Genomic DNA, 19,063 nt, shown 5'->3' with positions numbered 1-19,063 from the left:
CCTTCTTGTTAACGCAAGCAGGCGTTAAGCCAAACAGGCACCATTAACGGATTAGTCATCCATTTCAGCTATCTTCACCTTCCAGGTGTCTGGGCCAATCTGATGCGCATTTTGCCCTTGCGCGTCGACGGCCACCGTGACCGGCATGTCTTCGACATCAAATTCGTAGATGGCTTCCATTCCCAAATCTTCAAACGCCACCACACGTGCGTGCTTAATCGCTTTTGAAACCAAATAGGCCGCGCCGCCAACCGCCATCAAGTACACGGCTTTGTGGTTTTTGATTGACTCGACCGCCGCCGGGCCACGCTCGGCTTTACCAATCATGCCCATCAAGCCGGTTTCGGCGAGCATCATATCGGTAAACTTATCCATACGGGTCGACGTGGTAGGGCCTGCAGGGCCAACCACTTCATCGCCTACCGCATCAACAGGACCCACGTAATAGATAAAGCGACCGTTAAAGTCGACGCCTTCGGGAAGGCCTTCGCCATTGCGCAGCATTTCTTGCAAGCGTTTGTGTGCGGCGTCGCGTCCAGTCAGAATCTTGCCTGATAAAAGCACGGTTTCACCGGTTTGCCAGCTTTGCACGTCTTCTTTGGTGACCGTATCCAGGTTGACACGACGTACATTCTCGCCAACTTCCCAAGTGACTTGCGGCCACTCTTCCAGTTTTGGTGGTGCCAACTCGGCAGGCCCGGTACCATCAAGTGTAAAGTGAACATGACGTGTGGCGGCACAGTTCGGGATTAAGCACACAGGTTTAGACGCCGCATGGGTCGGAGCCGTTTTCACTTTGACATCCACCACCGTGGTTAAACCGCCCAGCCCTTGGGCTCCGATGCCCAGCTTGTTCACACGATTGAAAATATCGAGGCGCAGCGCTTCATCGGCATTGCTTGGACCACGTTCGATAAGCGCTTGAATGTCAATGTGCTCCATCAGTGACTCTTTGGCTAACACCGCGGCTTTTTCTGCCGTGCCGCCAATGCCGATACCCAGCATGCCCGGTGGACACCAACCCGCGCCCATTGCAGGCAACGTTTTTTCTACCCACTCGGCAACATCATCCGATGGGTTGAGCATCACCATTTTGGTTTTGTTTTCAGAGCCTCCGCCCTTCGCGGCGATTTGAATATCCACGGTGTCGCCTGGCACCATATCAATGTGCACCACCGCAGGGCTGTTATCACGGGTGTTTTGGCGTTTACCTACCGGATCAGCCACCACAGAGGCACGCAACGGGTTGTCAGGATTGGTGTACGCACGTCGCACCCCTTCATCCACCATTTGCTGCACCGTCATATCGTGGCGGTCCCACTGTACGGCCATCCCTACTTTGACAAAACAGGTGACAATACCCGTGTCTTGGCAAATCGGGCGCTTGCCCTCGGCCGACATTCGCGAGTTAATCAAAATTTGCGCGATGGCATCTTTCGCCGCTTGGCTTTGCTCCTTGTTGTAGGCTTTTTCAAGGGCTTGAACAAAATCAAGAGGGTGGTAGTAAGAGATATATTGCAGGGCATCTGCAACGCTTTCGATCACGTCTTGCTGTTTAATAGTGGTCATCATTGCCTCTGGTGTCATTTGCAGGACCCAAAGCGGGTATCCAGTGTTGGGGAAGCCTTCCCCTCGTTATTATCGTTTGGCTAGGCAGTTTTACTGCTCTGTGATGAGAGAAGTCGATGGTTGACAGCAACCTCGCTTCGTCTTTTATTGTTGCTCGTGCCGGAAAAGGCCTAGCTATGATACGCTTAGCGCTATCTGCGCGCCACACGGCGTCTTAACCGTGATCACAAAAAGAAGAATGCAACCACAAAACGCCATGAAGCTCACTACCACGCCAATCGACTACGCCCCGGATCTTGCGTTGACCCTGTTTGATAAGATAGCTCATCAGCCCTGGGCGATGTTGCTCCACTCGGCCACACGGACACATCCAGATAGTCGCTTCGATATCCTGGTCGCCGATCCCATCGCCACGGTGACCGCGCGCCACAACCAAGTGACCACGCGTTATCCCGATGGGCACACCACCACTGACGATCACGATCCCTTTCACTGGGTCGCACAATTACAAGCACAGCTGTTACCGGCGGTTTCTGAAATCGCCCCCTGGCCGTTTGCCGGCGGTGCCCTTGGATATTTTGGTTATGACTTAGGGCGCTGTGTTGAAACCCTACCCACGCGGGCTAAAGACGAGCTCAATGTCCCTGACATGGCGGTTGGCCTCTACGACTGGGCAGTGGTGATTGATCATCACCAGCATCAAGCAGTGGTGATTGCCCCTGACAGCGATCAGCGTTGGCAATGGCTCACTCACCAGGTTGCACCGTCCCGTCCATCGTTTGCACTCACCGAACGCTGGCGCGCGAACATGACCGAGGCGCAATACCAGCAAAAATTTACCCAAGTGCAAGCCTATTTACATGCCGGTGATTGCTACCAAATCAACTTAGCTCAACGCTTTTCCGCCCACTATCAAGGGGATGAATGGCACGCTTATCGTAAACTGGCCACCCGCAATGGTGCCCCCTTCTCTGGCTTTATCCGCTTAGCAGACAGCGCCATCTTATCGGTCTCGCCCGAGCGCTTTCTCTCGCTACACAACCAACAGATTGAAACCAAACCTATCAAGGGCACGCGCCCTCGCTATACCGATCCGCAACAAGATGCAGACAGCGCTCAGGCACTGAAATCGGCAGAAAAAGATCGTGCTGAAAACTTGATGATTGTCGATTTGCTCAGGAACGATATTGGCCGAGTTGCCTCGCCAGGTTCGGTTTCTGTGCCTAAACTCTTTGATATAGAGAGTTTTCCTGCCGTGCACCATATGGTGAGTACGGTCACAGGTAGGCTCCCCGAAGACAAAACTGGCCTCGATCTGCTTCGCGCGGCGTTTCCCGGTGGCTCGATTACCGGGGCACCCAAAGTACGCGCAATGGAAATTATTGAAGAGCTTGAGCCACATCGTCGCCATATTTATTGCGGCAGTTTTGCCTACCTCAGCCGCTGTGGTCGCATGGATTCGAGTATTACCATTCGCACCCTAGTCGGTCATCAAGGTCAACTGCACGTGTGGGCGGGCGGTGGCTTGGTCGCTGATAGCAAGGCAGATGCCGAGTACCAAGAGACGCTCGACAAAGTCAGCCACATTCTCCCCGTGCTGGCAGACGATGACAGCTTGGCTGCCCCTATAACTGATTTAACGGAGTCACGATGACGCTAATCGCCGAAGAGCATGCTTATTTCACGCCTATCCGCTGTACGTTACGCGCGAAAGCCGCCTCTTGGTCTGCGTCCTCGACTCATCCTCAACCCATCAGTGACGCGCCAGGCCACCCCTTATCGCCTGCGGATGTCACTCGGGCTTTTTCGTTAACCCCGCTGGCGCGCCACGACAGTCGCATTTTAAACCGCGTTCGCCTCTCACCCAGGATATTGGGAGGCGCCGATTTTCAACCTGCCGCGGTATTGATTGGCTTAGTGCCACGCGAAAACGGGATTCAACTGGTGCTAACCCAGCGCGCGAGTCACCTAAAACATCATCCTGGCCAAGTCAGTTTCCCTGGCGGCAAGCGAGAGCCATCCGATAAAGATAATACCGACACCGCCACGCGGGAAATGTGGGAAGAAACCGGGATTCGCGTTGCCCCTGACGCGATTATTGGCCACCTGTGCCCGCTTCCCACCGTCACCGGCTACTACATTCATCCCGTCCTCGCGTGGGTAGCACCGGATTACCAACCTTATCTTGATGACAATGAAGTCGCTGCCTGCTTTGAAGTACCGTTAGATACCCTTTGCCGTCCCGGGCATATTCGCGAACAGTCTTTCCTACTGTATGGCCAGTGGCACCCTGTGTGTGCGTTTTATCACCAAGACCGACTGGTTTGGGGTGCCACTGCGCAATTACTTCGCGCATTAATCAGCCAGCTAACATTGTTTTCACCCTCGGGTAACCACCCATCAACCCACTCATAACCATGTAGTCAATAGGGATTTAGACGCACTTTGATGCATATTTATCCAACAAATATCTATACATTCATGCCTATATAGAAGCGCAATCCGCTCTCCGTTATTGATAGTCATCACATTTTGGTGCAATAGTCTGCGCACTGCTTTTCATATAGCGATCTAGCTCTTGGTTTTCTCTGTGGAAATCGCCAGAATTCGCCTTCCCTGATTCCTGTTCCCTACAATGTGAGTAGTATTGTTATGCAAACAACCTCGACGACTGGTACCAGTGCAATGTCGCGCCCGCGCTGGACCAAACAAGATACAACCTGGGCGCTTTCCCTTTTTGGCACCGCGGTTGGCGCGGGTATTCTTTTCCTTCCGATCAACGCAGGCATGAGCGGCTTTTGGCCTCTCGTGGTCATGACCTTGCTTGTTGGCCCAATGACCTTCTTTGCCCACCGCGGCCTCTCTCGTTTTGTTTTATCTTCTAAAAATGCGGGCAGCGACATTACCGAAGTGGTTGAAGAGCACTTTGGTGTTGGCGCGGGCAAACTGATCACCTTGCTGTACTTCTTTGCAATCTATCCGATTGTATTGATCTACGGCGTCGGAATCACCAACACCGTCGACTCCTTCTTGGTCAACCAGCTTGGCATGGCGTCGCCACCACGTGCGATCCTCTCGCTAGCGCTTATTCTCGGCATGATGTCGGTGATGCTACTGGGCGAAAAAATGATGCTGCGTGTCACTCAGTTTTTGGTCTATCCGCTGGTTGGTATTTTGGTCTTTATGTCCATCTACCTGATCCCAGAGTGGAACACCGCGGCGCTATCGCAAGTGCCGTCTGCCGGTGACTTTGCCATTACCCTTTGGATTTCAATTCCGGTACTGGTTTTTGCGTTTAACCACAGCCCGGCCATTTCGTCTTTCTCATTGGCACAGCGTCGTGACCATGGCGACGAAGCGGAATACAAGTCTGGTCAGATCCTGATGCGCTCGGCCGCCATGTTGGTCGGTTTCGTGATGCTGTTTGTCTTCTCTTGCGTGCTGTCCCTCACGCCAGCGGATTTGGCAGCGGCAAAAGCGGAAAACATCGCAATCCTTTCTTATTTGGCCAACAAGCATGAAAGCCCGTTCATTTCCTTCTTGGGTCCATTGGTGGCCTTTGTCGCGATTGTGTCCTCGTTCTTTGGTCACTACCTAGGCGCACGTGAAGGCCTGAACGGAATTGCCACCAAAGCGCTGCGCAGCATGGGGAAACCCGTTGATCGCAAAAAAATCGACGTGTTCACCGTGGTATTCATGATCCTGACCATTTGGTTAGTCGCCACCCTCAATCCAAGCATTTTGGGGATGATTGAATCACTTGGCGGCCCAATCATTGCCACCATCCTGTTTATTATGCCAATGTATGCCGTGAAAAACGTGCCAGCAATGCAGAAATATTCAGGTACAATCAGCAACGCCTTTGTTCTGATTATGGGGCTGGTGGCAATTTCCGCGATTACGTACAGCATGATCTCTTAATCACCAACGATTCTGAATCAGCCGTTTTGCTTAATCGAACACAGCGCGCGCAGCAGGCGCTATAGGACTGCTGCGTTGGGCTCTATGCCCAGCCGCATCCATCGATGTTTGCGGATAACAAGGAGCAGTGAAGGCTGCTCCTTTTCATTATGGCGAGCATGCGCTTGCCATCACAGTCAATACCATGGACGGATGGCGTAAACACTAAATCCATTGCCCTTAGGGCATTGACTGAGGTAGACACATGATCAGTGTTTTTGACATTTTTAAGATTGGCGTTGGCCCATCCAGTTCTCATACGGTTGGCCCAATGAAAGCGGGCAAGTGCTTTGTTGATGAGCTCACCGCCAGTCAGCGTTTAACCGACGTCGATCGCGTCACGGTTGACGTATACGGCTCATTGTCACTCACCGGTAAAGGCCATCACACCGACATCGCCACGATTATGGGCTTAGCAGGCAACAGCCCTGAAACCGTTGATATCGATTCGATTCCCCGCTTTATTAAGCGGGTAGAAGAGACAGAGCAATTGCCACTGGGTGAGCAACAGCACGCCGTCGCCTTCCCGCGTGATGGAGGGATGAACTTTCATACCTCTAACCTCTCACTGCACGAGAACGGCATGCAAATCCATGCCTGGCAAGGCGATGAGTGTGTACTGAGTAAAACCTATTACTCGATTGGCGGTGGCTTTATTGTTGAAGAAGCCGAATTTGGTCAGCCTGCCATGCAAGCGGTGCAAGTCCCTTACGACTTCAATAGCGCTGACGGCCTACTGGCACTCACCCAAGAAACCGGTTTTTCGATCAGCGGCTTGGTGATGGCTAACATGCGCAGCATGCACAGCCAGGACGAGATTGATACCTACTTCGCTGACATTTGGAAAACCATGCAGGCGTGTATGGCGCGCGGGATGGAAAACGAAGGCGTGTTACCGGGCCCGCTGCGTGTGCCGCGCCGTGCTGCCGCCTTACGTCATCAACTAAAGACCAGCGAAAAATATAACATTGATCCCATGGCCGTGGTCGATTGGGTGAACATGTTTGCCTTTGCCGTTAACGAAGAAAACGCTGCCGGTGGCCGCGTGGTGACCGCGCCCACCAATGGCGCATGTGGCATTATTCCTGCGGTGCTGGCCTACTACGACAAATTTATCGAGCCGGTTGATAAGTCAATCTACACCCGGTTTTTTGCCGCCTCCGGCGCGATTGGTGGTTTGTACAAGCAAAACGCCTCTATCTCAGGTGCCGAAGTCGGTTGCCAAGGCGAAGTGGGCGTCGCCTGCTCTATGGCCGCCGCTGGCCTCGCTGAGCTGATGGGCGGTAGCCCGCACCAAGTTTGTATGGCGGCCGAAATCGCTATGGAGCACAACTTAGGCCTCACTTGTGACCCGGTTGCCGGGCAAGTACAGGTGCCTTGCATTGAGCGCAACGGCATTGCCGCGGTGAAATCCATTAATGCCTCACGCATGGCACTTCAGCGTTCGTCCGAGCCGCGTGTATCACTGGATAAAGTGATTGAAACCATGATGGAAACCGGCAAAGACATGAACGCCAAATACCGCGAAACCTCACAAGGTGGGTTAGCCGTTAAAGTGATGTGTTAATCCTTCACTGTCAGGCTTAATCGCGGATAAAAAAAGCTCGGCCTCTGATGGCCGAGCTTTTTTAGATCTCAACAATGTACTAGGCGTTTAGTGTCAGGCGTTTACGCCGTTTGCGGCGCTAGCGTTGCTTTTTGCTCACCAACGGGCAACACAGTACGGCCGTACTCTTCGTTAAGCACCTGCGCCATCGCGAAGTAAATCGCACTCAAACCACACACAATGCCCTCAAAGCCTGCAATGGTGCCAATCAGTGCACTGCCGGTAAAATCGCGCGCTGCTAGCAAGAAGAAAAGTACGGTCAAGCTAGCAAAGACAAACTGCTTAGCCAGGCAGTAACGGCGTGACCCGATGTACATAAAGCCGGTAAACACACCCCACATCACCAAGTACCAACCCATAAAGCCCGCTGGGCTCGGTTGAGCAATCCCCATTTCTGGCATGACGATTAGCCCTACTAGCGTCAGCCAAAACAGGCCATAAGAGGTGAATGCCGTGGTACCAAAGGTATTGCCCTTTTTGAATTCCATGATGCCGACAATCACTTGCGCCAAGCCACCATAAAAAATGCCCATCGCCAAGATCATGCTATCGATAGGGAAAAAACCCGCATTATGAATGTTCAATAATACCGTGGTCATTCCGAAACCCATCAACCCCAAAGGGGCAGGATTTGCCAGTTTGTTTTCCATCAGAGCCCTACTTCGTATAAAAACAATTTAATGTTGAAAATGAGCGCGGATAGTGTCAGATAAAAGTGATTATCACGCGCAAAAACGCGGCAATATTACGGTTTACAGGACAGATGTAAATAGGTTTTAGCGCTTAGAGGCAGGATTAGACAATAAATCCATCAAATCAGATAGCAAACTGGACAAACTGAGGCGATAAATAATAAAAAAGCAGCAAAACGCTGCTTTTTTATCCATCACGTTTAGGCGCTCTCTTAACGGGTGCTAAACCCTTTGCTGTGCAGAAAGTCTTTCATAAACGGACGCGCTTCTTTTTCTAGCGTGGCGGAGATCTGCTCGCTCCAACTCATGTCTTTATTGCCGCCCGTGCGCGTTTGATAATACTCGCGCACTTGGTTGTCATAGTCGCTTAGCGCCGCCTCATCGATGGCTTGATAGCTGTTCTCGTGCACCAAAAGCTGTGCAGGTAATTTAGGCTTGGTTTCTGGGTCTTGCGCCGGCACACCCAAGCACATACCAAACAAAGGCATCACGTGATTCGGCATCGCCAACAACTCGGCCACCTTTTCCGGCTGATTGCGTAAACCGCCGATATACACGCCACCAAGGCCCATCGATTCTGCTGCCACCATCGCATTTTGCGCCATAATCGCGCCATCAATCGCACCGATAAGCGTCTGCTCGGTAAAGCCCAATTTGGCATTAGGGTTGAGTTGCTCGTGACGATGGAAGTCCGCACACCACACTAAGAACTCGGCACAATCGGCCACATACGCTTGGTTGCCTGCATATTCTGCCAATAAGCGTCGTTTTTCTTTGTCCGTCACACGGATAATGCTGGTGCACTGTAAGAAGCTTGAGCTGGATACCGCGCGCGCCGCATCAATAATCTGGGTTAATTGCTCGGGAGAAATGGCATCTTGAGTAAATTTGCGAATAGAGCGGTGAGAAAGAAGTGTCTCAATCGTTGGATTCATTGTGCTTCCTTATTTGACGTTGAGCCGTAAAAGCGGGACTTGATGGTTTTACACCTTTATACTCAGCGAAGCAATCACCCTGCTCTGTCGCTTTATGTCCCACTCACCCCACAAGCACGTGACCCCACGCACTGGCACGCCTTGACGCTTATCATCGGTTTTTCCTATTGGTGCGAGAGGGAAATTCATCTTTTCTAACGCGCGTCCATCAGGCATAGTAAGACCATTAACGCTAAAGGAGATGAATATGTTCGTCGTGATTTTTGGTCGCCCCGGCTGCCCATTCTGTGTTCGCGCTAAAGACCTCGCGGAAGAGCTAAAAACAAACCGTGACGATTTCAACTACCGTTATGTTGATATCCACGCAGAAGGTATCAGCAAAGCCGACCTAGAAAAAACCGTCGGCAAGCCAGTTGAAACCGTGCCACAAATCTTTGTTGACCAAGAGCACGTTGGCGGCTTTACCGAATTTGAAGCCTACGCCAAAGAAAACCTCGGCCTTTTCCAAGACTAATCTGCCGAGTGACCGATTTAAAAAAACCAGCTCCTTGGCTGGTTTTTTTGTGTTCTGTGTTCGTGACGACCTTGCACATATGCACCAATCAGCCCGTCATTGGTGATCAATAAAGCGGATAATCGCATTCATAATCAGCCTATGCGCCTCTTCTCGGGATTGTTGTGCTGACGTTTGGCAAAGATGGCCTTCCCCTTCCAATGCTAATATCTGCACACCTTTTTCCGTACAGCGACTAAACGCACTAAAAATAGTGGTATGCGGCGTTTTCATTAGCGTCATTTGCGGAATCGCGGCAATAGACTCAGCGACCTCCAGTTCCGGCAGCGCAGCATGACGGCCGCGAATATCCATCACTTTCACAGGCACCTTGATGTCACCAAGACTCTGCGCATCCAATGTTTTGGTTAATTCAGGATTAATCGCCACAATGGCTTTGACACGATCATCGTGATTGGTGCGGCCAAGCATGGACTCAGACACCTTGCTCAAATCCACCTTGTTTTTCTGGAGCCAGCGACAATCAATATTCACTCCTTCCTGTGTGCAAGATTGCTTGTAAAGCGCCGGCTCAAACTTCGCCCCCGCCAGTGACAGCATGGACGTGCCGCCCAAGAAAAACCCAATCCCATACACATGGTCAGTGTCGATAGCCTGCTTAAACGGCGCGGTATCTATGAGATGCGTCAAACTGATTGATAGATCGCTCGGCCGCAACCACAATTCACTTGGTGCCGACGTAACATTCGCGGCCGAAAACCCAAGTTGCTGCGGCACCACCACGATAAATCCCGCTTTGGCCAAACCGGACGCCACCCACCCCGCGTGGAAGGGCGCTGCACGCATGCCGCCATGTGCCAACAGCACAACAGGGTGTTTGCCCGACGCAACCGGCGCATTCCGGTTGGTTTTCGTCCCCACAAATACTTTGTTTTTGCCGAACTCAAAACTGGCTGAATCCAATGTGGTGGGATACCAAATATCTACCTCGATCGTCGATTCACGCTCGGGGTTAAATACCGTCTGTGAAGCCAAACCACTGGTTGCAAACTCCTTGGCACTCACATTGAAGGACAATGCCAACCCAACCATTGCCGTAAAACATCGTTTTATGTTCATCGCACGTCCTTACGCTGTGAGCCAGAAAAATAATAGGCCGGGGGATGCCCCATTGCCTTTTTAAACATGGCGATAAAATTACTTGGGGTCGCGTAGCCTAACGCAAAGGCCACATCGCCCACCCGTTCACCTTGCGCCAATAGTGCTAATGCGTGATTCAACTGCGCTTGGTTTCGCCATTGCACAAAAGTCAGGCCGGTTTCGGCCGGCATTAAACGTCGCAGTGTTCGGGCTGACAATGCCCCCACTTCAGCCCACTGCTCCGCAGTATTTTTGCTATCTGGGTGACGTAACATCGCCTCGGCAACGCGCACTAATCGCGGATCAGTTGGCATCGGTAGATAAAGCGCTTCAGCCTCTGCAGTGCGGATTTCATCAATGATCACATCAGCAATGCGTCGGTTCTCCGCAGTGAGCTGCGCTTGATCCCATCCCGCGCTTCGCACCACCATCGACTCCAGCATTTGATTCAACCCGACCACTTGGGGGCGATTCGGCAACGACTGGCATACGGCAGGTAAAAGTAACACCGAATAGCCGCTCACCGCATTACAAAAAAGCACGCTGTGTTTCGCGTTGGGAGGGATCCAGCCAGCGCGAGACGGTGGTAACACCCATGTGCCCTCAGCCGTTTTTATCTGCACCAGTCCCGATTGCACACATAAAAGCTGCCCTCTATGGTGCCTGTGCCAGTGATACCGCTTAGTGTCTCTTTTACCATTATCAGCCTCACGTGACCACGAACAGGTGATCAGCGCCGCGCCTGACGCTCTTTCACTTGTCTCCCAAACGCCCATACCGCTCTCCCTACTTGGCCATATTTCATTATTATTAGGCCAAAGCGCATTAACATGCCAATGCAATAACACCCTACAGTGAAGCCTTGTGGTTAGCAAAAGAAAGGAACAGTCGATGATCGACGTAACATTCGCCATTTATTACGCGTTATTAGGGATGGGAGTTGGCTTTATTGCCGGTTTAGTGGGTGTGGGAGGAGGTGGGTTAACGGTGCCAGCCTTTACCTTATTGTTTGCCGCGCAAGGGATTGGCGACCAACACGTCGTCCATATGGCGCTCGGGAGCTCAATGGCCGCGATGGTGTTCACTACCTTCAGTAGTATGCGTGCCCATTATGCCAAAGGCCACGTCCAGACATCGCTTGCCTTTAATATGGCGATAGGTGTGATGGCCGGCACCTTTATCGCCACCACCATAGCCGCGGCCGTCAACGGTGTGGCGCTCGCTCTCTTTTTTAGTCTGTTTATGCTTTATGTGGCTTACAAAATGTTCCAACCCAAACGCCCACAAGCCAACTTAACGCCACACAAACCGGCAGGCAATGTCGCGGTCGGTACACTGATTGGTACCATTTCTGCCCTCGTCTCAGTCAGCGGCGCCGGCATGATCGTCCCCTATTTAATCGGCCAAAACTTAGCAGTAAAAAACGCGGTTGGCACCTCGGCAGCGATTGGGTTTCCACTCGCCATCACAGGCACCTTGGGATACTTACTCAACGGCTGGGAAAACACCACACCGGAGCAACTGACATTTGGCTATATCTATCTGCCCGCGGTGGTGCTGTTCTCGCTCGCCAGTTACTTCTCGGCACCACTGGGTGTAGCCTGTGCCGCACGCTTGCCCGCCGATAAACTGAAAAAGACACTAGGCGTGCTATCCCTCTTGCTCAGCATCAAAATGCTCATGCATGTTTTGCAGGGCGGCTAGTTTAAGATATAGACACCCTCACCAATAATATTACTGGTAGAGACGTAGCCCGAATATCGGCTATCCAACAAACGCTAGTGATTAATTCGACACCTCTGGCAAAACGCCGGAGGTGTTTTGAAAAACGGAAACTTTTAATCGCTACGAGCGAGCATAGACGGTACTACTGCAAACGCCACAAACAGGAAACTCGTTGATTGTTTGCTTGGTAAAGCTTTCACAGATACAACATTGATTAAACGCTTTATTAAAACCATATTTTAATTTTGGGTGACTTGCTTTAAATTCCTCAAAGGTCGAGAACGTTCCCTTGGGTGCTGCATTCATTGGCGCAAGCTTAGTTTTTATCTCAAAGACCTCACCATGTCCCAGATTTCGAACTAAAAAACTTGTTACCACCGTTATCAATACCGTCGTCCCAGGTTCTCGATGTGCAAATGCTAAAAACGTCGCTACAGCTGCCCCAGACCAAATGAGGTATGTTGCTTTTTGTCGCTCTTTTATTATCGCTTTGGCTCGACCAAACTTTTCATCATCAACATGTAAAAGCACCCTGCACTCACACTCAACAGCACTGCCATTTTTCAATGTCGATACGTGCTCATGAGTCAAGTGGATGGCATCACCACAATTCGCGCACGACAGATAAAACTCACTTTTATTATCCATTTAAAAATTCCAACAAGATTTTTGACTAAAAAGCGAAAGCTTAGATAATACGCATCACGAGGATGAATGTATACAAACCCATACACGGAAAGTGAGTTAGTGGCTATATTGTTATCTTATCGACTTGGATGTGCGAATAGCTAACCCAACAAAAAAGCCAGCTGTGTGCTGGCTTTATTCTTCTAGCCTCGGGGGCAAGGCATTAGCAATCGCAAACAGTGCCACTATTCATAATGGCTCCAGAGCCTGAGCACTTTCACCACTTGTTCATCCTCGAGGACTTGATAGACCAAGCGATGTTGAATATTAATACGGCGTGAATAGGCACCAGTGAGATCACCGACAAGCTTTTCAAACGGAGGAGGTTTACGGTAGGGATCGTCTTCAATCAGTGCTAACAGTTCTTGCGCTTTTGGTTTGAGGCCACTGGAAGCCAGCTTTTTTGCGTCTTTCTGGGCTTGTTTGGTGTAAACCAACTTCCATGTCACCAGTCCAACGCCTCATCGCATTCATCCGTTGGCGTGGCGATGCCTTCGCGAATTGACTCACGCATCCCTGGTACAGAAAGCAAATAGAGTGTTTCCTGAATCGCTGACCAATCTTCTTCTGAAATCAGCACCGCTTTGTTACGTTTGCCCGCAATAACAATGGGCTGATGTGATTCGGCGGTTTCATCAATGAGCCGATACAATTTGCTACGCGCTTCAGTGGCAGTGATCCCCGTCATAGCGCCTCTCCGGTGATTAACTTTTAAACAATTGTACGACATCGAGTACGTACGTCAAGACGAACGTACTCGTTAATATCCGCTCACTCAAGCCGCCGCGTTGGCCGCTACCTTTGCAAACGCGGTTTCCAACACTGCTTTGGGCGGTTGCAATAAAAACACCTCGTGAACCAACTGGGTTAATGCCTCGACGCTATCGATGCTTTTATCGGTAATAAGGTGCCCTGCCGCATCCCAGACCAAAAACTGCTGATTACGGATCAAATAGCGGTGTGAAGCGGTGATCAACGACACCACAAGGTTATTGACGAAAACCGCATCGGAGTGTTGATGAGAATAGAAATGCGCCACTTCAAAGTCGGCTTCTACCACATCATAAAGTTCAACCTCGTACAGTGTTAGTGGCGGTTGCTCGGGCTCGTGTAATACCACCGTCACTACATCGCCATTGCGCGTGATTTGATAAGTATCGTGCCCGATGGTGCAAGTGCGGTGATTGATATTGAGTAACCCACGCGGGGTTTTATTGCCAAAACCAACGTCCACCAGATAGGTCTCACCATCGAGCTCAAGCACATTCATACGGTGAGTGCGGGGATTGGTGGGCTTACCATTGAGCATCACCCGCGCCAGCACACTGCGCACTTCAAACCCCAAATGTTTAAGGGCAAGGTAGGCAATTTTATTGTGCTCAAAGCAATAGCCGCCTTGTTGGTTCACCACCAACCGTTCAAACAAAGCATCGGCCTGTAAAGAAAGCGACTGCCCTGCCAAGGCATTAAGGCTAGAAAACGCATACTGCGCCAAGTGCTTTTCAATAAGTTCAGTGACCAGTACCACGCCCTTCGCCTCACTCAACGCGAGGTGATGTAAATACTCTTCAATCATGGGTGCTGATGTCATCGTCGACTCCTTATGTGAATGGCACCAGATTAATCCCTCAAGTTGGGTTGAGGTAAAGCGTTAATCGGATGATAAGAGCCACTTTTCCATACGCAGCAATACCCATGACTCACCGCGAAATGAACGCATACCGTTTTCTCGAGAAGTGACCACAAACCCCAATGATTCATAGCACCGTTTAGCCGCGGTGTTGTGCTCAAACACCGCGAGCGATAGCACCCAAGCACGATATTCTGACGTGACCAATTGGATAAGCTGGCAGAGCATTTGATTGGCGATGCCTTGGCCACGAAACGGCTTAGCGATAAAAACACGACAAATGCGAAAGTGACCCTCACTGGTTTTGACCAACTCTGCGTATCCCGCGCTCTCCCCCGAGACAGAAAACATAAAAGGCCACACGTCGGGTTGTGCACAATGCTGGCTAAGCTGGTGCGCGTTTAACGGAAAATCGAAGGTTGGGCCGCCCCATTGGTAGTTTAATTCGTCTGAGTCGATCCAGTTTATCAATCGCTCATAGTCCGATTGAGTGAAGGCTCTGAGTGTCATTTATTGAGGTTCCGATACTCATGATTACGTCAGTAATAGTGCGACAATTTTCTTTATCAAAGGGCTGAGTCCCGCGCACCTAGCAATAACACGTTACTCTAGCGCCTTGTGTGTCACGACTCACGCAGGATTGCGGCTAAAGGCGGAACGTAGCAACCCTAATCCTGCCAGCGCGAAGATCCCAGACACGACGCGCTCAACCCAATGCGCCACCTTTTGGTAGACGTTCATCACGCCGTTGATTGAAAACAACAGAGAGTACATCCCATTCACCAAAAAGCCGACCAGCATACAAGTCAGCACCGCAGCGACAAGAAATAGCCCATCGCTGCTTGAGCCCATTCCAACCGACAAAGCCGCCATCCATGCCACCACGGTTTTAGGATTGGAGGAATTTAAAACCACGCCACGAACAAACCATTTTCGGTATCCCACTTCTTGGTTATCGTTTGTGGAGACCGTCGCGGCGGCGTTAAAGGATGATTTAAAAGAAAGGTAAGCCAGCCACAGAAGATAAACGCCACCCACGATTTTTAGCAGCATGAGTAAATACACCGACCCTTGCAGCACCACCCCCAAGCCACTGGCGGCGACAATGCCCCAAAACAGCAGCCCAATGGATAACCCTGCGCCGTAAACAAGGCTGACTTTTCGGCCCTTACTCATGGCGATGGTTGCATTGGAGATATTCGCCGGCCCCGGGGAGACCGCAACAACAAAAAATGCGAACCCTATTGAAACGAGTGATAAAACATCAGTCATCCTTGCTCCTTATTATCGATGTTGTGTTTGAAGTAGTTTTTCTTGTTTTAGATTTTAGAGAAGCTGCCGTACTCATCTTCCTGAGTCTTCGACGGCTAGCTGCTAATACACCACGAGTGGCAGGTGTTACTTATTACCTGTACCAAGGTTACGTTTTTTCATATACGCCGCCAAGGCGATATCGTTTGGATGCGTGCTGTCACTGAGTGCGGCGAACACGCCTGTTTGATCGTCCGATTTTCGGTGTTGGCCCAGCTTTTCCTTTGCATGAATGTCGTCAACAACAATTTTAAAGCCCACGACTGACTGGCGCAGTTTCGCTTGATAATCGCTTGGCATCGTTTCCGGTGCATCAAGCAGACCAGGTTCATACTTCGCCACAAGCTGCTTCATTGCCCATTCGTTTTCTTTGTCACTCAAAGACTTCAAGAGACCGTAACAATGCACAGCCGCATAATTCCATGTCGGCACAGCGGGCTTTGTCTTATACCACGATGGTGATATATACGAATGCGGCCCATTGAAGATAACCATAACACGCTGATTCTCTGCTACTTTCCAATGTGCATTCGCTTTTCCAAAATGCCCATAAAGACAGCCTAACGCCCCTTCCTCTGCTTCATAGACTAAGGGTAAGTGTGTTGCATTCAAATCATTAGAAACGAGAACGCCAAAGCCATAATCGGAAATGAACGCCTTAATTGCGCCCTCGCCAGTCATTTCCATATTCTTGGGTATGTGCATGCATCCTCTCTGGTTGAGCATAATTAAAGCCTAACGTAAGTTGTGAGACGTCCAACTCACCAAATATTGAACACCCTCAATAAAAATCAAAAATCGCTAATCTGATAACTTTAATATATTTCTATCAATAATCATGTTGTATTTTTCATTTGGAACCACAAACCTCACACCATCAATTTCTATAACTGAAGTCGTCCCTAAACCACTAAATATTACCTTACTTGGGTATAACCCACTCTCTCTTTTTTCAACATTAGACTCGACAAAATGAGCATAACCATCAACAAACTTAACTATAGCATGATCATTTCTTATTCCAATAAGCCGCATAGTTTGCTCTAGAATACCACCTTTAAACTCACCAACAATTAACGGAGAAAGTATAAAGTTAAAAGCAATAACACTTTTATCACTTTTATATTTCCAGAGATCCTTGAGCGATTTTCTAGCGAGTCTAGATTTTCATACATCAAACTTATGTGCGCGATAAAAAAAACAGAAAAAAACAAACCATAAAATAGATCTAAATCAATGAATGCAGTCCTAGTCATTATTAACAAGCCTAGAGTTCCAAGCACCGCCATGCTTATACGGTCACCTTTCAACTCCCTAAATTTATTAATAGTTACTTCATCTGGATTATTAGCGAATCTCCTTCTGGCCTTTTCTAATGCGATAAATATTTTTGATAAGAAGCGCCATAGTGGAGTAAGTGCTATACTCGTACAGTAAAGCATAAACACTACCATTGAGTAAGTAAAACCAAAGCTCAATGCTACAGCAACAAAAATCAATCCATCACCTACGGTAAGTCCTGTAGGATAATACCCGATTCTCCCGCAATAGAATAGAACAACTAACACTCCAGCACTAACAAAGAACTGAAAAATAAGCCTTATAATCTTTGATGTTAGATCAATTTTATTATTTTCACACTCGTAATTCACAACCTATCCTGCATTACTAAAACTCCATATTATTTCCTATAAATATTAACACAGTTAGGTGCGACCTTTAATATTGGAGGAAACCATGTCGACTAAATTTTTTTGTAGTGTTGATCGACATTGTTGCACCGTCAAACGGACTATTAAGACTACGCTGTCTGACTGGACGATGGCGTAAGGACCAATACACCAACCGGATAAATCGTTCCCACGCTCTTGCGTGGGAATGTATATGGATTTGAATCATAGGCAGAGTTCGCCACAAGATCACCGAACTGCACTGCCCCCTTTTCTAACACTAGCGGACAGCGTCACTTTTGGGGAACAAGCCAGTTCAATGCCCTAGGCAGCATAATGTTACACTGTTCATGGTGCGGTTTGTGTTTGAATAATAGCAAGAGCTAGATATGCATTCCCACGCAGGAGCGTGGGAACGAGAAATCAAAGCTGTTACTGTTTCAATTCTTGCGCAAAGCGATAAATGCTAGCTTCGAACGGTAGACTGACATGCTATGGTCTGTTCCAAACTTTTTCCAGGTAAACTGCTTCCTCATCCATCCTTTAAGCCGATACCAAATATCAACATGAGTGAGTAATCTAGCCTTATCGTACTCACCAGTTTTAACATTTGTGAGAAAACGCATATCACCACCGTGAATATAACCTCCGAGCTTGTCTCGAAGAAAAGATTTTAATTTATCTCCTACTGCAGGTATAAAACCTAAAATCCAAGAAAGAGGCTCTATGAACATATTGGGTGGTGGTACCATAGTTACGCCATCAGACGAATTCACTACTCGGTAAATTGGTGTTTTCATTGTCATAAGCCAATGATCGTCTGACACTCTAGGTGCGCCAAATGTATAACATGCTGCATTACCGCCGCTATGAGTTATCCTCTTCGCAGCTATTGTTGCCAGTGCTCCTCCAAGAGAGTGCCCTGTGATAAATAATGGTAGTTCTCGATACTGTTCTAGTGCCTGATTGACTTCTATCTCTATTGAGTTGTATGCATCATGAAATCCAGAGTGAACTCTCCCCTCAGTCACACATTTAGTTAGAGTGGCACGAGCGTCTGACTTTATATCTTTTAACTCGAGTGGCTCAGTACCACGAAATGATAAGACGAGAAAACCATTAGTTTTAATCAGTATTGCCTGGCTGCCATTTGCGTTGAAAGTAGCGACTAACTCAGCATTGAGAATTTCAATTTGCTTTTCAAGAAGCCGCTTTTCCTCTTCATGATCATAAGAAAATTTTTCTATAGCTAATAGAATTGCCTCCTTTAGTATATGGCTGTTTTCTTTCCCCACCAAGAGCATATTCTCAATTCTTTTACCAACATCTTCTGTAATAACAGGCCGATTGAATTTAAAGTAAGCAAGCTCAGCAAAGCATGCCATTAACCAAGCCGTTCTATCACTATATGCCTCTCGATACATTGGGATGCTTTTTCCCAACAGTTCTTTGGCTTGTTTAATATCATCACTTGTTTCTATAACTAATTTCGACATAACCAATCCTTGTCAGTACTGAAAATTAAAAAATATCCCTATAAATAACCACGCACTATTTTAAAACTATCACCCACCAAGCAATTATTTATAGGAAGAATTATTAATATCATGCAAGTATATAAGGC

21 protein-coding genes are annotated in these 19,063 nt (G+C 49.0%); 6 read left to right on the top strand and 15 right to left on the bottom strand.

Features of this window, described 5'->3' with window-relative positions; genetic code table 11:
• Positions 1-51: 51 nt before the first annotated feature.
• Positions 52-1,569, bottom strand: a complete 1,518-nt coding sequence (locus BZG20_RS00105; protein ID WP_077577967.1) for a fumarate hydratase — start codon at positions 1,567-1,569, stop codon at positions 52-54.
• Positions 1,570-1,825: 256 nt separating this feature from the next.
• Between BZG20_RS00105 and pabB the strand changes: the two genes are divergently transcribed.
• The 4 genes from pabB (at position 1,826) to BZG20_RS00085 (ending at position 7,096) form a co-directional block, all read left to right on the top strand.
• A complete protein-coding gene (gene pabB / locus BZG20_RS00100; RefSeq protein ID WP_077577966.1) occupies positions 1,826-3,223 on the top strand; it encodes an aminodeoxychorismate synthase component 1 in 1,398 nt (465 codons plus the stop codon).
• On the top strand, positions 3,220-3,984 hold the full coding sequence (locus BZG20_RS00095; RefSeq protein ID WP_077577730.1) for a CoA pyrophosphatase: 765 nt from the start codon (positions 3,220-3,222) through the stop codon (positions 3,982-3,984). The genes pabB and BZG20_RS00095 overlap by 4 nt, the downstream gene beginning before the upstream one ends.
• Positions 3,985-4,221: 237 nt before the next feature.
• Positions 4,222-5,490, top strand: coding sequence for a serine/threonine transporter (locus BZG20_RS00090; protein WP_077577729.1), 1,269 nt, complete (start codon positions 4,222-4,224; stop codon positions 5,488-5,490).
• 244 nt (positions 5,491-5,734) lie between these two features.
• A complete protein-coding gene (locus BZG20_RS00085) occupies positions 5,735-7,096 on the top strand; it encodes an L-serine ammonia-lyase (RefSeq protein ID WP_077577728.1) in 1,362 nt (453 codons plus the stop codon).
• A gap of 101 nt (positions 7,097-7,197) precedes the next feature.
• Here the strand turns inward: BZG20_RS00085 and BZG20_RS00080 are convergent, their stop codons facing one another.
• Both BZG20_RS00080 and nfsA read right to left on the bottom strand, forming a co-directional pair.
• Positions 7,198-7,785 carry a GPR1/FUN34/YaaH family transporter gene (locus tag BZG20_RS00080; protein ID WP_046073118.1) on the bottom strand — a complete coding sequence of 196 codons (588 nt, stop codon included), beginning with the start codon at positions 7,783-7,785 and terminating at the stop codon, positions 7,198-7,200.
• 254 nt (positions 7,786-8,039) lie between these two features.
• Positions 8,040-8,762, bottom strand: a complete 723-nt coding sequence (nfsA, locus tag BZG20_RS00075; RefSeq protein WP_077577727.1) for an oxygen-insensitive NADPH nitroreductase — start codon at positions 8,760-8,762, stop codon at positions 8,040-8,042.
• 247 nt (positions 8,763-9,009) lie between these two features.
• Here nfsA and BZG20_RS00070 point away from each other — a divergent pair, with 247 nt between their 5' ends.
• On the top strand, positions 9,010-9,276 hold the full coding sequence (locus BZG20_RS00070; RefSeq protein WP_077577726.1) for a GrxA family glutaredoxin: 267 nt from the start codon (positions 9,010-9,012) through the stop codon (positions 9,274-9,276).
• 96 nt (positions 9,277-9,372) lie between these two features.
• Here BZG20_RS00070 and BZG20_RS00065 read toward each other — a convergent pair whose 3' ends face one another.
• Both BZG20_RS00065 and BZG20_RS00060 read right to left on the bottom strand, forming a co-directional pair.
• Positions 9,373-10,395 carry a hypothetical protein gene (locus tag BZG20_RS00065; protein ID WP_077577725.1) on the bottom strand — a complete coding sequence of 341 codons (1,023 nt, stop codon included), beginning with the start codon at positions 10,393-10,395 and terminating at the stop codon, positions 9,373-9,375.
• The gene (locus BZG20_RS00060) at positions 10,392-11,192 is read right to left on the bottom strand and encodes a helix-turn-helix transcriptional regulator (RefSeq protein ID WP_077577724.1); all 801 of its coding nucleotides are present in this window, start codon (positions 11,190-11,192) and stop codon (positions 10,392-10,394) included. The genes BZG20_RS00065 and BZG20_RS00060 overlap by 4 nt, the downstream gene beginning before the upstream one ends.
• 115 nt (positions 11,193-11,307) lie before the next feature.
• On the opposite strand from BZG20_RS00060, the gene BZG20_RS00055 reads away from it, so the two are divergent.
• Complete coding sequence (locus BZG20_RS00055) at positions 11,308-12,120, top strand: sulfite exporter TauE/SafE family protein (RefSeq protein ID WP_077577723.1); 813 nt, start codon at positions 11,308-11,310, stop codon at positions 12,118-12,120.
• Positions 12,121-12,261: 141 nt separating this feature from the next.
• On the opposite strand, the gene BZG20_RS00050 is transcribed toward BZG20_RS00055, so the two are convergent.
• The 10 genes from BZG20_RS00050 to BZG20_RS00005 form a co-directional block, all read right to left on the bottom strand.
• Entirely contained in the window at positions 12,262-12,789 is a 528-nt protein-coding gene (locus BZG20_RS00050) for a hypothetical protein (protein ID WP_077577722.1), read from the bottom strand.
• 224 nt (positions 12,790-13,013) lie between these two features.
• Positions 13,014-13,277, bottom strand: a complete 264-nt coding sequence (locus BZG20_RS00045) for a Txe/YoeB family addiction module toxin (RefSeq protein WP_069587257.1) — start codon at positions 13,275-13,277, stop codon at positions 13,014-13,016.
• The gene (locus BZG20_RS00040) at positions 13,274-13,516 is read right to left on the bottom strand and encodes a type II toxin-antitoxin system Phd/YefM family antitoxin (RefSeq protein WP_077577721.1); all 243 of its coding nucleotides are present in this window, start codon (positions 13,514-13,516) and stop codon (positions 13,274-13,276) included. Before BZG20_RS00040 ends, BZG20_RS00045 begins: the two co-directional genes overlap by 4 nt.
• Positions 13,517-13,603: 87 nt before the next feature.
• On the bottom strand, positions 13,604-14,419 hold the full coding sequence (locus BZG20_RS00035) for an arylamine N-acetyltransferase (protein ID WP_077577720.1): 816 nt from the start codon (positions 14,417-14,419) through the stop codon (positions 13,604-13,606).
• A 60-nt stretch (positions 14,420-14,479) separates the two neighbouring features.
• Positions 14,480-14,968 carry a GNAT family N-acetyltransferase gene (locus BZG20_RS00030; protein WP_077577719.1) on the bottom strand — a complete coding sequence of 163 codons (489 nt, stop codon included), beginning with the start codon at positions 14,966-14,968 and terminating at the stop codon, positions 14,480-14,482.
• 120 nt (positions 14,969-15,088) lie between these two features.
• Positions 15,089-15,730: a LysE family translocator gene (locus BZG20_RS00025; RefSeq protein ID WP_077577718.1), complete on the bottom strand. Its 642-nt coding sequence runs from the start codon at positions 15,728-15,730 to the stop codon at positions 15,089-15,091.
• Between the two features lie 126 nt (positions 15,731-15,856).
• Complete coding sequence (locus tag BZG20_RS00020; protein ID WP_198531438.1) at positions 15,857-16,495, bottom strand: FMN-binding negative transcriptional regulator; 639 nt, start codon at positions 16,493-16,495, stop codon at positions 15,857-15,859.
• 75 nt (positions 16,496-16,570) lie between these two features.
• On the bottom strand, positions 16,571-16,804 hold the full coding sequence (locus BZG20_RS00015; protein WP_077577716.1) for a hypothetical protein: 234 nt from the start codon (positions 16,802-16,804) through the stop codon (positions 16,571-16,573).
• Between the two features lie 38 nt (positions 16,805-16,842).
• Positions 16,843-17,421, bottom strand: coding sequence for a hypothetical protein (locus BZG20_RS00010; protein ID WP_077577715.1), 579 nt, complete (start codon positions 17,419-17,421; stop codon positions 16,843-16,845).
• 458 nt (positions 17,422-17,879) lie between these two features.
• Positions 17,880-18,935, bottom strand: a complete 1,056-nt coding sequence (locus BZG20_RS00005; protein ID WP_077577714.1) for a lipase family protein — start codon at positions 18,933-18,935, stop codon at positions 17,880-17,882.
• Between the last annotated feature and the right edge of the window lie 128 nt (positions 18,936-19,063).

The organism is Salinivibrio sp. IB868 (assembly GCF_001995655.1).
In the GTDB taxonomy this organism is placed as follows: Bacteria; Pseudomonadota; Gammaproteobacteria; order Enterobacterales; family Vibrionaceae; genus Salinivibrio; species Salinivibrio siamensis.
Note: the sequence above shows the minus strand (reverse complement) of the source record. Positions and strands in the feature narration are given on the sequence as shown.

Coding starts and splice junctions, on each gene's coding strand:
- BZG20_RS00055 (WP_077577723.1), top strand. CDS start 11,308: ATGATCGACGTAACATTCGCCATTTATTACGCGTTATTAGGGATGGGA.
- BZG20_RS00060 (WP_077577724.1), bottom strand. CDS start 11,192: ATGGGCGTTTGGGAGACAAGTGAAAGAGCGTCAGGCGCGGCGCTGATC.
- nfsA (WP_077577727.1), bottom strand. CDS start 8,762: ATGAATCCAACGATTGAGACACTTCTTTCTCACCGCTCTATTCGCAAA.
- BZG20_RS00030 (WP_077577719.1), bottom strand. CDS start 14,968: ATGACACTCAGAGCCTTCACTCAATCGGACTATGAGCGATTGATAAAC.
- BZG20_RS00090 (WP_077577729.1), top strand. CDS start 4,222: ATGCAAACAACCTCGACGACTGGTACCAGTGCAATGTCGCGCCCGCGC.
- BZG20_RS00020 (WP_198531438.1), bottom strand. CDS start 16,495: ATGCTCAACCAGAGAGGATGCATGCACATACCCAAGAATATGGAAATG.
- BZG20_RS00070 (WP_077577726.1), top strand. CDS start 9,010: ATGTTCGTCGTGATTTTTGGTCGCCCCGGCTGCCCATTCTGTGTTCGC.
- BZG20_RS00105 (WP_077577967.1), bottom strand. CDS start 1,569: ATGACCACTATTAAACAGCAAGACGTGATCGAAAGCGTTGCAGATGCC.
- BZG20_RS00080 (WP_046073118.1), bottom strand. CDS start 7,785: ATGGAAAACAAACTGGCAAATCCTGCCCCTTTGGGGTTGATGGGTTTC.
- BZG20_RS00095 (WP_077577730.1), top strand. CDS start 3,220: ATGACGCTAATCGCCGAAGAGCATGCTTATTTCACGCCTATCCGCTGT.
- BZG20_RS00015 (WP_077577716.1), bottom strand. CDS start 16,804: ATGCGGCTTATTGGAATAAGAAATGATCATGCTATAGTTAAGTTTGTT.
- BZG20_RS00050 (WP_077577722.1), bottom strand. CDS start 12,789: ATGGATAATAAAAGTGAGTTTTATCTGTCGTGCGCGAATTGTGGTGAT.
- BZG20_RS00085 (WP_077577728.1), top strand. CDS start 5,735: ATGATCAGTGTTTTTGACATTTTTAAGATTGGCGTTGGCCCATCCAGT.
- pabB (WP_077577966.1), top strand. CDS start 1,826: ATGAAGCTCACTACCACGCCAATCGACTACGCCCCGGATCTTGCGTTG.
- BZG20_RS00035 (WP_077577720.1), bottom strand. CDS start 14,419: ATGACATCAGCACCCATGATTGAAGAGTATTTACATCACCTCGCGTTG.
- BZG20_RS00025 (WP_077577718.1), bottom strand. CDS start 15,730: ATGACTGATGTTTTATCACTCGTTTCAATAGGGTTCGCATTTTTTGTT.
- BZG20_RS00005 (WP_077577714.1), bottom strand. CDS start 18,935: ATGTCGAAATTAGTTATAGAAACAAGTGATGATATTAAACAAGCCAAA.
- BZG20_RS00065 (WP_077577725.1), bottom strand. CDS start 10,395: ATGAACATAAAACGATGTTTTACGGCAATGGTTGGGTTGGCATTGTCC.
- BZG20_RS00040 (WP_077577721.1), bottom strand. CDS start 13,516: ATGACGGGGATCACTGCCACTGAAGCGCGTAGCAAATTGTATCGGCTC.